The 13576-nt window shown below is 66.0% G+C and carries 15 protein-coding genes; 5 read left to right on the top strand and 10 right to left on the bottom strand.

Annotation, left to right across the window (positions count from 1 at the left end; all coding sequences use genetic code 11):
- The coding region (locus FHX47_RS08855) for a proline dehydrogenase family protein (protein ID WP_183358578.1) at positions 1 to 1610 on the bottom strand (1610 nt) is incomplete at its 3' end.
- 129 nt (positions 1611 to 1739) lie between these two features.
- Between FHX47_RS08855 and FHX47_RS08860 the strand changes: the two genes are divergently transcribed.
- Positions 1740 to 3182: a GntR family transcriptional regulator gene (locus FHX47_RS08860; protein WP_183358579.1), complete on the top strand. Its 1443-nt coding sequence runs from the start codon at positions 1740 to 1742 to the stop codon at positions 3180 to 3182.
- Between the two features lie 77 nt (positions 3183 to 3259).
- A complete protein-coding gene (locus FHX47_RS08865; protein ID WP_183358580.1) occupies positions 3260 to 3694 on the top strand; it encodes an NUDIX hydrolase in 435 nt (144 codons plus the stop codon).
- Positions 3695 to 3714: 20 nt separating this feature from the next.
- Here FHX47_RS08865 and FHX47_RS08870 read toward each other — a convergent pair whose 3' ends face one another.
- Positions 3715 to 4329: a LysE family transporter gene (locus FHX47_RS08870; protein WP_183358581.1), complete on the bottom strand. Its 615-nt coding sequence runs from the start codon at positions 4327 to 4329 to the stop codon at positions 3715 to 3717.
- Between the two features lie 114 nt (positions 4330 to 4443).
- Here FHX47_RS08870 and FHX47_RS08875 point away from each other — a divergent pair, with 114 nt between their 5' ends.
- On the top strand, positions 4444 to 5085 hold the full coding sequence (locus FHX47_RS08875) for an MBL fold metallo-hydrolase (protein WP_183358582.1): 642 nt from the start codon (positions 4444 to 4446) through the stop codon (positions 5083 to 5085).
- A gap of 57 nt (positions 5086 to 5142) precedes the next feature.
- Here the strand turns inward: FHX47_RS08875 and FHX47_RS08880 are convergent, their stop codons facing one another.
- A complete protein-coding gene (locus FHX47_RS08880) occupies positions 5143 to 6036 on the bottom strand; it encodes a DMT family transporter (protein ID WP_183358583.1) in 894 nt (297 codons plus the stop codon).
- A gap of 82 nt (positions 6037 to 6118) precedes the next feature.
- On the opposite strand from FHX47_RS08880, the gene FHX47_RS08885 reads away from it, so the two are divergent.
- Together FHX47_RS08885 and FHX47_RS08890 are read left to right on the top strand one after the other, a co-directional pair.
- Positions 6119 to 6412, top strand: a complete 294-nt coding sequence (locus tag FHX47_RS08885; protein ID WP_183358584.1) for a metal-sensitive transcriptional regulator — start codon at positions 6119 to 6121, stop codon at positions 6410 to 6412.
- Between the two features lie 125 nt (positions 6413 to 6537).
- The gene (locus FHX47_RS08890) at positions 6538 to 7335 is read left to right on the top strand and encodes a methyltransferase domain-containing protein (protein WP_183358585.1); all 798 of its coding nucleotides are present in this window, start codon (positions 6538 to 6540) and stop codon (positions 7333 to 7335) included.
- Between the two features lie 36 nt (positions 7336 to 7371).
- Here FHX47_RS08890 and catC read toward each other — a convergent pair whose 3' ends face one another.
- From catC to FHX47_RS10885, 7 genes are all read right to left on the bottom strand, one after another.
- Entirely contained in the window at positions 7372 to 7653 is a 282-nt protein-coding gene (gene catC / locus FHX47_RS08895; RefSeq protein ID WP_183358586.1) for a muconolactone Delta-isomerase, read from the bottom strand.
- Positions 7654 to 7718: 65 nt separating this feature from the next.
- Entirely contained in the window at positions 7719 to 8252 is a 534-nt protein-coding gene (locus tag FHX47_RS08900; RefSeq protein WP_183358587.1) for an enolase C-terminal domain-like protein, read from the bottom strand.
- Positions 8253 to 8278: 26 nt separating this feature from the next.
- Positions 8279 to 9127, bottom strand: a complete 849-nt coding sequence (gene trmB, locus FHX47_RS08905) for a tRNA (guanosine(46)-N7)-methyltransferase TrmB (RefSeq protein ID WP_183358588.1) — start codon at positions 9125 to 9127, stop codon at positions 8279 to 8281.
- The gene (locus tag FHX47_RS08910) at positions 9111 to 11096 is read right to left on the bottom strand and encodes a penicillin-binding transpeptidase domain-containing protein (RefSeq protein ID WP_183358589.1); all 1986 of its coding nucleotides are present in this window, start codon (positions 11094 to 11096) and stop codon (positions 9111 to 9113) included. The genes trmB and FHX47_RS08910 overlap by 17 nt, the downstream gene beginning before the upstream one ends.
- Positions 11097 to 11120: 24 nt before the next feature.
- Entirely contained in the window at positions 11121 to 11543 is a 423-nt protein-coding gene (locus FHX47_RS08915) for a heat shock protein transcriptional repressor HspR (RefSeq protein ID WP_183358611.1), read from the bottom strand.
- Positions 11544 to 11659: 116 nt separating this feature from the next.
- Positions 11660 to 12610 carry a DnaJ C-terminal domain-containing protein gene (locus tag FHX47_RS08920; RefSeq protein ID WP_183358590.1) on the bottom strand — a complete coding sequence of 317 codons (951 nt, stop codon included), beginning with the start codon at positions 12608 to 12610 and terminating at the stop codon, positions 11660 to 11662.
- A gap of 108 nt (positions 12611 to 12718) precedes the next feature.
- Positions 12719 to 13573 carry a nucleotide exchange factor GrpE gene (locus FHX47_RS10885; RefSeq protein WP_246328135.1) on the bottom strand — a complete coding sequence of 285 codons (855 nt, stop codon included), beginning with the start codon at positions 13571 to 13573 and terminating at the stop codon, positions 12719 to 12721.
- Positions 13574 to 13576: the final 3 nt, after the last annotated feature.

Genomic DNA, 13576 nt, shown 5'->3' on the forward strand with positions numbered 1-13576 from the left:
GCCTCGGCGCTGATCTGCTGCGGCAGCGCCTGCTCGCCCAGCCACTGCTGTGTGGCCCGCTCGATGGCCGCCCGACCCCACTGCTGATTGGCTTCCAGGGTCGGGTCGGTGTCGGGCTCGTTGACGAAGGCCGGCAGCTTTTCATCGGTGAAGTCGCGGGGTTCGGCTTCTGCTTCAGCCGCGCGGTTCTGGGTGTGGTTGGGCCCTGGAGGGGTGTCGCCGTGCTCGGCGATGATCTCCTCGAGAGTGTCGACGGAGCTGCGGAAGCGGTTCTCCTCACGGTGGAAGATCTCGTTTCCGGGTGCCAGCTCGAAGATGCCGGACATGAAGTTCTCGCTGGAGGCGTTCTCCTCCAACCGGCGCACCAGGTAGGAGATGGCGACGTCGAACTCTTCGGGACGCACAGCCGGCACGTAGAGCAGCAGCTGCCCGACGTCGTCGCTGATGGGCCCCTGCTGCTCGGCAGCCATGCCCTGCAGCATCTCAAAGTCGAGGTTCTGCGAGACTCCCCGCTCGGCCCCCAGCAGGTGGGCGAAGGCCAAGTCGAAGAGGTTGTGCCCGGCAACACCCAGACGCACACCTTTCATCCGCTCCTGCGTGAGCAGCCAGTGCAGCACGCGCTTGTAGTTGGCGTCGGTGGCTTCCTTCGACTCGCAGGTGGCCTGGTCCCAGCCGCGAATCTCCGCGTGGACATGCTCCATCGGAAGGTTTGCGCCCTTGACCAGGCGAATCTTGATTCCCGCGCCGCCGTCGTCGACCCGGGTGTTGGCGAATTCGGTCAGCTCCTGGACCGCACCCAGCGCGTCGGGCAGGTAGGCCTGGATGACGATCCCGGCCTCGTAGTGCTTCAGCTCCTCCATCGACAGCAGGCGCTTGAAGACCTCGATGGTCAGCCGCAGGTCCGCGTACTCCTCCATATCGAGGTTGATGAACTTGGTGCCGGCCGGCTGCTTGGCGGTCTCGGTGTAGAGCGGCACCAGCCGCTGGACCACATAGTCCACGGTTTCCTCGAAGCCCCACATGGAGATCTGGCTGGCGATGGAGGAGACCTTGATGGAGACATAGTCGGTGTCGTCGCGGCGCAGCAGCCGCACGGTGTCCTCCAGGTGCCGGTCGGCTTCGACCTCGCCGAGCACGGCCTCCCCCAGCAGGTTGATGTTCAGCCGGTTGCCCTGCTTGGTGATCCTGGATACGGCCTTGCCGAACTGCTTATCCCGGGCGTCGATGACCATGTGACCGACCATGGAGCGCATCCGTTGGCGTGCGGCGGGCACGACGATGTTAGGCAGCAGCCGGCCCAGCTTGGAGCCGGCCTGAATCTGAGCCAGGTCCAGCTTGTTCATCGTCTCCGGTGCCAGCTCACCCAGTTCACTCAGCGCCTTGGCCGCGGCCTTGGTGTCTTCGGTGCGGATGACCCGGTCGACGAATCCCACGGTGAACTCCAGCCCCGTGGGGTGACTGAGCACTGCCGAGAGCAGCTGGGCTGACTCGTGGGGCTTCACCCCGGACTGCTGGGTGAGCTTCAGCCAGTGGTCGACCTTCTCCGTGGCGGCGTCGGTGAGGCGGTCCAGCTCCTCAGACAGGGTGGGTGCAGCAGTTGTTTCAGTCATCGTGGGGCCTCCTAGTGACTCCTAGTGACACAGGTCATTTCCTCCAGTCTGGTCACTTCGGCGTGCGAGGGGAAGCCTTCGGTCGGTCTGATCCCAGAGTTTGAGTCAGAAATAGGGCACACTGGACTCATGGCTCACTCCCCACGTGGCAGACCCCGGGTCCAGGAATCCGCCGATGACATCGTCGCCGGAGTGCTGGTGGCCGCGGGGGCTCGAGTGAGCACCTCTGACTACACGACCCGGCGGATCGCGAGTCTGACCGGGCTGAGTCAGACTCTGGTTTCGCGTGCGGTGCGCCGGATCCGAGGTGCGGGCACGAGTCCACCGGCTTCGGCGTCGCAGATCGGCCCAGGGTTGCAAACTAGCACCGGACTGCAGCTGGCCCGGTTCCGTGTGCAGTACCCCCAGATCACCGTGGCCTTCGAAGTCGCCGACGCCGGGGAACCGCTCCAACCGACAAGCTTCGGCCGGCGCTCTGCGGCTCTGCTGGCCGCCCTGTGGGTTTCCGGGGCCGCCGAGTGGCAGCCCACGGAGGCAGACCCCGACGCCCCCACCGTGAAGCGTGTGGAAGTTGATGAAGCGCATCCCCAGAACCGGGAGGCTCCTGAGGTTGGGGCGCACTCACTGACCGCACAGTGGAACCCCGGGACCGGAAGCTGGTCAGCGTTCCTCACCGAGGTGGCACGGCTTCTGGATCAGTGCCGCCCCACCCTTGACGCCCTGCCGGGGGATCTGCTGCACCAGCTCTCGTCACGAGCGGGACAGGGCCTGCACGGGGTCGAATGGCGGCGCGGCCGGCACGGTGCTGAAAAGGCCTCCCATAATTCTGACTCACAGCGGCTGGCGCTGGCCGAGTTTCCGGGTCCGCAGGTGTCGTCGTCCCACCGCAGCCAGTCCCGGGTGAACCGCTCAGCGACCGAGCAGATCGCCATCACTCTGCGCAAGGAGATGATCAACTCCGGCAACCGGTCCGGCGACAGGCTCTCGGTGACTCTGCTGGCTGAGCGTCTGGGACTGGGACAGGCACAGGTGCGCAATGCCATGCGGCAGCTGGCCGACGACGGGCTGCTCAGCCATAGTGAGGCGGGGTTCAGGATTCCGCACTTCACCGGAACGGATGTGATCGATCTCTACGCGTCCCGGCTCCATGTGGGAATCGTGATTATCCGCGCAAGTGCGGCTCAGCCCAGGCACCGGCTGCTGCCGGCACGACTGGCTCTGGGGACCTTGGAGGCGGTGGCCACGCAGGGATCGCTCACGGACTCCGGCGAGGCAGACCTGCGGTTCCAGCAGGAGCTGGCCGAGGCCTCGGGCCTACGGCAGTCCGCACACAGCTTCCACGCGCTGACCCTGCGGCTGCGGATGTTCATCTCGGTGCTTCAGCTGGACTACGCCCCTGCCGTGGAGCGGCTGGTTGTCGATGATCGGCGTCTGCTGACCGCGGTGCTGGAGGGCCGGACGGGGGAGGCCGTGCGCATCTGGCGCAGCAAGCTCGACGACGCGGTGCGCCACATGTCGGCGCTGGCGCCGGACACATTCGACCCGCGCCTCTGGTCCCGACTGACCCAGTAGTCAGCCCGGGTGCTACGAGGCCTGGGCACGCGGTGTGAGTCGGTCGGGAGCCGAGAACCGCTGATAGCGTCACAGGCATGGATATTCGCATTGGCGCCTATGCGGTCATCACCGACGACGAGGGCCGGATGCTGCTTCCGCATTGGCAGGCCCCCGATGCTGGGGGATGGACCCTGCCCGGCGGGGGCATCGAGCCCGGCGAGGACCCTGCAGATGCTGCGGTGCGTGAAGTGTTCGAAGAGTCGGGCTATCACTGCGTGCTCGACGAACTTCTGGGCGTGGACAATATGGTGGTTCCCGGGGAGCTGCGGCTGCCCCACTCCAACCGCCACGGGATTCCGATGCAGAACCTGCGCATCATCTACCGCGCACACATCACCGGCGGTGAGCTCACCGTCGAGCAGGACGGATCCACCGACGACGTCGGCTGGTTCACCCCTGCAGAGATCGACGAGCTGAAGCGGGTGAGCCTGGTCAACGTTGCTCGGCGCATGGCGGGGCTCATCGACTGACCGAACCGGGCGCCTCAGTCTCACAGCTGCTGCAGCGACTCCCAGGTTTCCACGGCAGCCGGAATCAGGGAGAGAACCAGCAGTGCCGCCATCACCAGGTTGAAGATGCGCATCTGGCGCGGATTGGAGATGAACCGGCCGGCGCCCACTCCCAACAGTGCCCAGAACGCGGTGCAGGGTGCGCCGAAGATCAGAGCGATGAGCGCCAGCACCAGGATCTCCGCCAGAAACGAGTCCCAGAAGCCGGTGTAGGCCGACAGTGCTGCCACAGCCAGCGTCCACGCCTTGGGGTTGACGAACTGGAACAGCGCCATCTGCACCACTCCCGGAGGCTTGCCGGCACGGCGCTGCTGCAGGTCTGTGGGGCCGGTGGCGATCTTCCACGCCAGCCACAGCAGGTAGAGCACACCGATCGGCCGCAGAACGTCCAGCACCCAGGGCCACTGGGTCAGCACCCCGGACAGTCCCAGTCCTACCACCAGGATCATGGTGGGGAAGCCCGTATTCACACCGATGATGGTCGGGACCGTCTTGCGGAACCCGAAAGCCGCACCAGAGGCTAGGGCAATGGTGTTGTTGGGGCCCGGGGTTCCAGCTCCGGCGACGAAGAACAGAATTGCTGAGAAGATCGGCACTGTCCGAACCTACTCCTTTTCACCACCAAGGGTGGAACTTTCATCCGGCGGCCTGACAGGAAGCTGGGCAGATTTGTTTACTGGGCATCAAGGGTCTGTTGTCAGCATGTCACTATGAGGATCACACATCTTGGTCATGCGTCCGTTCTGGTCGAAGCTGCGGGAACACGGGTTTTGATGGATCCTGGATCGTTCTCCGACCTGTGGCACGACCTCGAAGGTCTCGATGCTGTGCTGATCACTCACCAGCACGCTGACCACATCGACCCCGAGCACACCCCGGAGCTGATTGAGGACAATCCGCAGGCGGTGGTGCACACCGCCGACGACGTCCATCATTCCCTGCTGCTGCCCCGAGCCGAGCCGGTGACCGCCGGTCAGCGGCTGACCATCGGCGGGCTCGACGTGGAGGCGGTCGGCGGTGACCACGCGGTCATCCATGCCGACATCCCCCGAGTCCACAACATCGGGTTCGTGATCCGCGCCGAGGGCGAGCCGGCGTTCTTCCACCCCGGAGACGCATTGGACTCCGCACCCTCCAACATCGATATTCTCGCGCTGCCCATCATGGGCCCCTGGGCGGCGATGAAGGAACATGTGGATTTCGTCCGCGCTTTGGACGTGCCCAAGCACAGCATCCCGATCCACGACGAGCTGCTCTCCGACCGCGGCCGCGAACTGCTCTGCCGCCAGATCGGCGACCTCACCGGGACGAAGATCGTCAGCCTGCGCGATGGGTCTCCCCGCGACTTCTGAACCGCTGGGCCTCTCAGCCCGCAGCCTCTGGCGGCCTCAGCATCTGGGGCCGGTCGTCTAGGAGGCTGGGCGGCGGCGTCGTGCCGTGGCTGCCCACCATGCGCCCACGATGATCAGCAGGCACCCCAGAAGTTGCCACACTGAGGGGATCTCGGCGAAGAGGAGCACGCCCAGCAGGATCGCGAAGATGGGGCCGGTGAGCATCAGCGTGCTGGAGGTGACCTCGCTCAGCCCGGTCATCGCAATATTGAAGCACAGGTAGACCACCACCTGGCCGACGAAGGCCAGAGCCAGCAGCCACAGCCAATCACCGGCCTGGGTGGGCACCTCCAACCGCCCCGAGACCAGTGCTGCCAGGCCTGCAGTGAGCCCGGAGGTGACGCACACGATGCTCAGCACGGTGAACGGCGCTGGGCGCAGCGTCTTGGGCGCGCTGCGGCGGATGATCGCCAAGTAGGTCGCATACGCCGCCCCGGCAAGCAGACCGGCGACGACGCCGAAGGCGTGGATCTGTGCACCGCCGAAGGCCCCGGCGGCCAGGGCCACGCCCAGCAGCATCAGGGGAACGATGGCCGCCAGCTGCCGCATCGGCCGAACACCTTCCAGCAGCCAGGCGATGAGCGGGAGGATCACGATCTGAATGTTGATCAGCACGGTGGCAAGTCCCGGCCCGATCAGACCGATGGAGGTGTTGTAGAAGCTGTAGTCCACCCCGATGGCCACCCCGCCGATAGCTGCGCCGACCAGGGTGGGCCATGGAAGCGCCTCTCGGCGGTCGATCCGCCGCAGCTCCCACACCACGAACGGCAGCAGCATCGGCACGGCCAGCAGGCAGCGGTATGCCGCCACACTCATCGGCTCGGCGTCGAGGTTGAAGATGATCGCAGCTGAGCCGGCCATGGCGAAGCTTCCCAGCAGGATGAGCACTGCGCCCCGCCTGGTACTGATCATGGCCACAGTCTAGAACGCTGACCCTCGGAGGCGGTGGAGAACTCGGGGGGCAACCTATACCCCCGTAGGGTATTATTGGGACATGGAATCTACGTCACACGGCTATATGAGCGACAAATCCAAGTACCTGTCCCGGGTGCGGCGGATCGAGGGCCAGGCCCGCGGTATCCACCGCATGATCGAGGAGGATACCTACTGCATCGACATTCTCACCCAGGTCAGTGCGATGACCTCGGCGCTGGAGAATGTGGCGCTGGCTCTGTTGGACGACCACCTGGACCACTGCGTGGCAGATGCAGTGGCCTCCGGCGGCGATGAGGCTCAGGAAAAGCTCCGCGAGGCCAGTGAAGCGATCCGGCGCCTGGTCAAGTCCTAGCCGTCTCACCCGACGGTCAGGGTCGTCACTGCCGTGCCCAGCGCTGCCGTACCCAGCGCCGCGCAATGTTGCGCCGCATGTCGGCTCCAGGTGCCGTGACACGCTCACCGTTCTAGACTTTCCCCATGCCGCGTCCTGTTCGTGACGGCCCATGGAGCCCCGGGGCCTACCTCACCTATTCGTCCGAGCGCACCCAGCCGTTCACCGATCTGCTCAACCGCACCGGTGCCACTGAGCCGAAATACATCGTGGATCTCGGCTGCGGGCCCGGCAACGGTATGGCCGCCCTTCGCCAGCGGTGGCCCGATGCCCAGATCCTCGGGGTCGACTCCAGTGCAGATATGTTGGAGCGTGCTCGTCAGTCCACTGAGGGAGACTCCGGCATTGAGTACCAGCATATGGATATCCGCACGCTGGAGCTGGAGCACAAAGCGGACCTGATCGTGTCGAATGCGGCGCTGCAGTGGATTCCGGAGCATCGGGGCCTGTTGCCTCATGTGCAGCGCCAGTTAGCCCCGTCAGGCATTCTGGCAGTACAGATTCCGGGCAATTTCGCTGAGCCCAGTCACCGTCTGCTGGCGGAATTTGCGGCTCAGGAGCCCTACCGGGAGCACATTGACCCGGCGTCCATGCTGCAGCGCACCGCCGAGGTCAGTGACTATATGCACGACGTCGCTGGGCCGAGTTGGCACGTGGAGGGCTGGGAAACCACCTACCACCACGTGCTGCAGGGCGAGAACCCGGTCTATGACTGGGTGGCCGCGGCAGCGGCGCGACCGGTGCTGCGGGGCCTTCCTGAGAAGCTGCGCGAACAGTTCACCGCAGAGTACAAGGAGGCGCTGCGTCAGGCCTATCCGCGCACCGACCTGGGCACCATCCTGCGATTCCGCAGGCTGTTCTTCATCGCCCGGTCCACGCAGTGACCTGAGCGCCCGGACCGCAGCTGCCCGGGCCCAGCCTCAGGCCTTCACATCAGAAGGGTGGACGGCCAATGGGGTCACCTGGATGTCTATAAAAGGGAACAGCGGCAGCCCCTGGAGCAGCTGATGGAGCTCATCGTGGCTGTCGACGTCGAAGATGGAGTAGTTCGCGTACTGCCCGACCACACGCCAGATCTGGGGCCACTTTCCCTCGCGCTGAAGCTGTTGGGAGTACTCCTTCTCCCGGGCCACCAGGTCACTGCGCTCCTCGGCGGGCAGGTCGCGGGGGATGTTGACGTCCATGTGGACCAGGTACTTCATGATCGAGTTCCTTTCAGCGGAGGGATTGGGGGCTCGGGGTCTCGTTCGTCTCAGCGAGTTTCTTCTCAGTCAGTGCGGTAGTGCTTGAGCTTGGACTCATCAATTGCGTTGCCCACTCCAGCAGCGTCACGGACGAACACTGCGCCGTCGACGATCTGCAGCGGTTCGGCGATGAGGTCATCGGCCATATCCAGGTAGTTTGAGAGCTCTGCGGCTCGCCGGGAGGTCGCATCGAAGGCGGCACCGAAGGCGATGGATGCGGCACTGCCGACCTGCGTGTCGATCTGATTGCCCACATAGACCTCGACGCCGAGGCCCTCGGCCAGTCCGACGATTCGGCTGGACTCGGTGAATCCGGTCCGCGCCGTCTTGATCGCCAGCATATCGGCGCCTTCAGTGATCAGTTCCCGAGCTGCCGCGCTCAGGTCCGGGGCCGACTCGTCGGCGGCTATTGGAATCATCGACCGCTTTGTCAGCCAGCGTCGGCCCATGTGATCGGCGGCGTCATTGGGCTCTTCAAGGAACTGCATCCCCAGTTCGGCGGCCTCCTGGAGGACCGGGCCGGTCTCTGCAGCACTCCAGCCGCGGTTGGCATCCATGTAGAGCAGTCACCAACCCGCGCGCCCTAGCGCGCTGACCGCAGAAACGTCAGGTCGAAGGTGCGCCGGCCGGCCGTGACGGACTTCTGCTCAAAGTCGGTGGTGACTCGGGCTGCGAAGCGCGGCGCCCAACCGCCCTCGGTGTCCAGCGCCTGCTCGTACGGCAGCGGATGGGTCTCTTTGCCCAGGCTTGCGGCGTCAAGGTCACCCAGGCGCACCTGGGTCAGCGGCGAGATGTCACCGGCGCGCTGACCCAGGTGCGGGTTCCAGAACGACGCCGAGGCGGAGATCACCCTGCGCATCTGCACCGCATAGTCCGACCAGTCGGTGGCCAGCCGCCAGACTCCGGTGGGGGTCAGGACCCGCGCGGCCTTCTCCACAAAGGACTCCTGCACCAGGCGCCGCTTGCGGTGCTTGGCCTTGTGCCACGGGTCGGGGAAGAAGATCCACAGCTCGTCGACGGATCCCGCCGGCAGCAGCTTGTCGAGAACCTCCACGGCGTCCAGGCAGGCGACGCGCACATTGCTGAGTCCTTCACGGCGGATCCGTGCTGCCAGCTGAGCCGCCCCCGGCCGATACACTTCCACCGCGATGAAGTCAGTCTCCGGGTTGGATGCGGCAGCATGGGCAATCGCCTCACCCGATCCGGAGCCGATCTCGACGATCAGCGGTGCGGTGCGGCCGAACTCTTCGCGCCAATCGATGGTGAAGCCCTCAGCGACTGAGGTGTCGCGCGCGCCGTGGGGCACCTCCAGCAGCTCGTTGCCCAGGGCGGCGTCCCAGGCGCGCTGGTAGCTGGGTTTGAGCCGGTTGCTGCGGCGCACGAATGACAGGGGGCGGCGGTAGTGCTGCTGGTGCTCAGTCAAGGATCTCACCTGCTTCGGTGAGGAACTCGTGCAGCAGCGGACCGTTGGTGGAGCCGCCGAACTCCCCCTCTTCCATGAAGACCGCCACCGCGAGGTCGCCCTGCAGAGCCGCCACCCAGGTGTGGGCGTAGCTGTCGTCGCCCTCACCGACCTCGGCCGTTCCGGTCTTGGCGTAGACATGGTCACCGGGGACCGGGTCCATTGAAGACAGGGTGCCGAAGTCAACAGTGCCGCGCATCAGCTCACGCAGCTGCTCGGCCTCTTCGCCGGTGAGTCCGCCGGCAGAGTCCCCGTCAGAAGAGCCCTCGGCGGCACCGTCGTCCTCGCCATCGGCCGTCTCCTGATCGGCGACCACCAGACGCGGGTGCAGGGTTTCGCCGGCGCCGATGGAGGCGGTCATCGCGGCCATGCCCAGCGTGGAGGTCTCCACCACACCCTGACCGAAGAGGTTGGCAGCGTGCAGGTTCAGCTCACTGTCGTCCGGGATGGAGCCGAAGTAGGCGGGAAGCCCGATGCCGGTGGAGTTGTCGATGCCCAGGTCCAGTGCCGCCTGGTGGACCTCCTGGCTGGACACGTCGTCCCACGCGGAGACGAACAGTGTGTTGCAGGAGGCCGCCATGGCCTCCTGGAAGGAGATGTCACCGAGGTACTCGCCGGAATACCCCTCCACGTTGCTGAACTGCTGACCGTGGACCGTGGTACTCCCCGGACAGCTGACCTGGCTCTGCGGGGTCAGTCCGTTGCGCAGCATGGCCAGCGCGGAGACGACCTTGAAGGTGGAGCCGGGGGCGTAGGCGGACTCGGTGGCGACGTCGACGAAGTTCTCATCCGGGGTGTGGCTGGCCGCTGCCAGGATTCCGCCGTCAGAGGGCCGGATGGCCACCATCGCGGCGGTGGTCTCCTGGTCGCCCACAATATCCTGGGCGAGGTTCTGCAGCCTCGGGTTCAGGTGGGTGCTCACGTCGTCGCCGGCTTCTGAGTCCACGGAGTAGAGCGTCCGCTCCCCCATGGTGATGCTCACCCCGGGGGTGCCGCGCAGCGTGTCCTGGTACTGGGCCTGCAGCCCTGAGGTGCCGACCATCTCACCGACGCTCAGGGTGGGGTTGCTCTCCAGATGCTCTGCGGTGACCGGACCCACCCGGCCGATGAGCAGCGGGGCAAAGTCGGAGCTCTCCGCCAGTGACATCTGCCCGTAGTGGGATACCGCACCGGGGACGGCCTCAACCTCTGCGGCGGTGACCTCAGCGGAGTCCTGCCGCAGGGTGATGGCCTCGACGAAGGCCTCATCGCCGTAGGCCAGCACGGTCTCGGCGTAGTCCTCCGGGCTGATGCCGACCACTTCGGCCAACTGCTCAGCGGCCTCGCGCTGGGTCTCTTCGCTGGGGACTTCGCCGTCGCCCAGCTGGATCTTATCGATCCCGACGTGGACCACGTCGCGGTTGTAGACCATCGCGCGGCCGTTGTCGTCCATGATCCTGCCGCGCTGGGCAGCATCGGTGGTGTTCAGCTGGATGTTCTCGTGTCCGGCGTAGTCGGGCAGGATGATCTCGGTCTCACCCGCAAGCAGCCAGACGTCGGATTCTTCGTCGTAGGTGAAGTCAGCTGCGGTCTGGTAGGTCCAGGCTTCGCCCTCGATGCCGGCTTCGCTGAGGTCCCAGGAGTGGTCGAAGGTGACTTCGGCGGTGGGGGCACGCACAGACTCCTCACCGGGCTCATCGCGCTGAATCTCGGCGACCTCGACCTCAGGGGTGAGCTCTCCGAAGGGTTCGTGGAGGTTCTCCACCGCCTCGGCCAGGCCCTCCTGGGTGCCGGAGGCAAGCGTGGCGGCACTGAAGTCGCCGGTGCTCAGGGCCTCGGCGGTCGCCTCGGCGGCGTCGTCGACCTGGGCACGCTCTTCCTCCTCACCGCAGCCGGTGACCAGTCCGAGCAGCAGAAGGCCGCCGGTGATCAGTTGCAGGGGGGATCGGGTAAAACGCACCCATCCAGTATGCCTGAAGCTGGGTCAGCGCTGGCGCCAGACTACAAGTTCCCTGGTCGCCGGTTGCGGCCGCTGACCGCGGGCCAGTTTCACCACGTCCCCATGGGGCCCGACGGCGAATACCCGGGCGCTTGCGGAGGCGCGTTCGGCTTCGCGCAGCTGGCTGCGCAGCTCTGCGACCTCGGACTGCAGCTCTTCGACTTCATTCTGCAGCTCGATGACCCGGCGGATCCCTTCCAACGAGACGCCTTCCTGGCTCAGCTGTTGGATCTCACGCAGCTGGTCGACGTCGTGGGGTGAGTATCGGCGGTGCCGCCCACCCTGCCGGCGCGGGGTCACCAGGCCTATTCGGTCGTACTGACGCAGAGTCTGGGGGTGCATGTCGGCCAGCTCAGCGGCTACGGAGATGACAAACAGGGCCGCATGGCGATGTTCTGCGGCAAGCATCCGGGGGTCGTCGCACTCCGCAACGTTCTGGCGTATGCGCAGTCGCGTGTACTGGGCAGTGACGCGTCGTGCCGGCATCGGTGCCCCCTCCTTCCCGGGGTTGAACCTCCTGCTACCTATAACGCAGCTTTGGCCTCCAGGTCTTCCCTGGGGTTGAATTCGCCGGTGGCTTCGGTGAAGGCCTCTACTGCGGCTTTGGCCTCATCGCTGAGCTCGGTGGGAACCGAGACTTCAAGCACCACCAGCATGTCGCCGCTGGACTTCTTCCGACGGATGCCGTGCCCCTTGAGTCGCAGGGTCTTGCCGGAGCTGGAGCCTGCGGGGATCCGGATCTTGACCTTCTCGCCGTGCACAGTGGGCACCTCAGCGGTGGTGCCCAGGGCGGCTTCGGCAAAGCTGACCGGCAGGTGGATGCGGATGGTGTCTTCGTCGCGGTCGAAGAACGGGTGCTTCTGCACCGAGACCTGCACCAGCAGATCGCCGGCGCCGCCCGGGCCCTGCTGACCCTTGCCTTTGACACGCACCTTCTGACCCTCTTTGACCCCGGCGGGGACCCGCACATCGATCACTGAGCCGTTGGGTTCGCGCAGTCCGACCGTGGTGCCGCGGACCGCCCCTTTGAACGAGATGGTGGTCTTCGCGGTGCGGTCTCCGCCTTTGGGCGCGCCGCCGAACCGGCTTCCTCTGCCGCCGCCGAAGAGGTCGGAGAAGTCTGGGCCGCCGCCGAAGCGGCCGCCGGCCGTTCCGGGTGAGCCCTGGCCGAAGAGTCCGCCGAAGATGTCCTCGAACCCGCCGCCGCCATCAGCAGTGGACCCGGAGAACCGGGCGCCGGAGCCCATCGCGCGGATGGCGTCGTACTCCTGGCGCTGCTCAGGGTCCGAGAGGACCGAGTGCGCCTCGGAGATGTCTTTGAACCGCTGTTCGGCGGAGGCGTCCCCGGGGTTCCTATCCGGATGGTACTGCCGCGCCAGTTTGCGGTAGGCCTTCTTGACGTCCTCCGCAGTGGCTTCCCGGGAGACGCCGAGAGTGCTGTAGAAGTCTTTGTTGATCCAGTCCTGTGAGGCCACAGCGCCTCCCTCCATTCTGCCGCTAAGAGCTGCCCCGGGGCTGGGGTGGTCGCAGCGCCGAGACTCGGCACATTCCCACCTCAGCTCCCAGGGCAGTCATTGCATGAGCTATTGCGCCGGACCGCTGGAGACGATCACCTGAGCTGCGCGCAGCAGCCGGTCTCCGTGCCGGTATCCGGAGCGGACCAGGATGGCGACGTGGTCGGCTTCCACCTCGTCACTGGGCTGCTGCATGATCGCCTCGTGCTCGTTGGGGTTGAACTGCTCCCCCACGGCACCGAGTGTCTCCAGGCCCTCCTGGGCGAGGATCTGCTCGAGTCGGCCCGCGATGTGGGCAAAGGGGCCCTCCTGCAGATCCCCGGCCTGCCGAGCTGCGGCGACGTCGTCGAGCACCGGCATCAGCTCGGAGATCATCTGCCCCTTGACCCGTTCCTTCTCCAGGCCCCGGTCACGCTCCACACGACGCCGGTAGTTGACGTACTCAGCCTGGACCCGGCGCAGGTCATCCTCCAGCTCGGCCTCTCGGTCGTAGCCTTGGGCCGCCAGTTCCTCCTCGGCGGCGTCCACCCGCTGCGCGGGCTCACTTTCGCCGCCGCCGATGGCTTCGCCCAGGGGGACCTCGTGCAGCTCAGGCTCCTCAGCCAGTTCGGCATCCTCAGGTCCAGCCTCAGCACCGGCGGCCTCCTCGACGGTCACCGGGTCCCCGGAGGCTCCGTACTGGGCATCACCGATCGTCTCGATGTCCTCGGCGTCCTCCTCGGGGATGTCGCGAAGGATGCGCTCGGCCTCGGCCAGCGGATCCGCCAGGGGATCACCGGCCGCGGCCTCGCGGTCCTCAGCGGTGGCCTGCCCCTCGGCAGTGTCATCCGCTGGGTCGCGGGGCTGACCGGTCTCAGGGTCGATGCGCCGCTTATCAGTGAACCGGATGGGGTCCTGATCAGCGTGCTCTCTGTCCTCAGCCATTAC

It is taken from the genome of Garicola koreensis, from assembly GCF_014195445.1.
GTDB classification, from domain to species: Bacteria; Actinomycetota; Actinomycetes; order Actinomycetales; family Micrococcaceae; genus Nesterenkonia; species Nesterenkonia koreensis.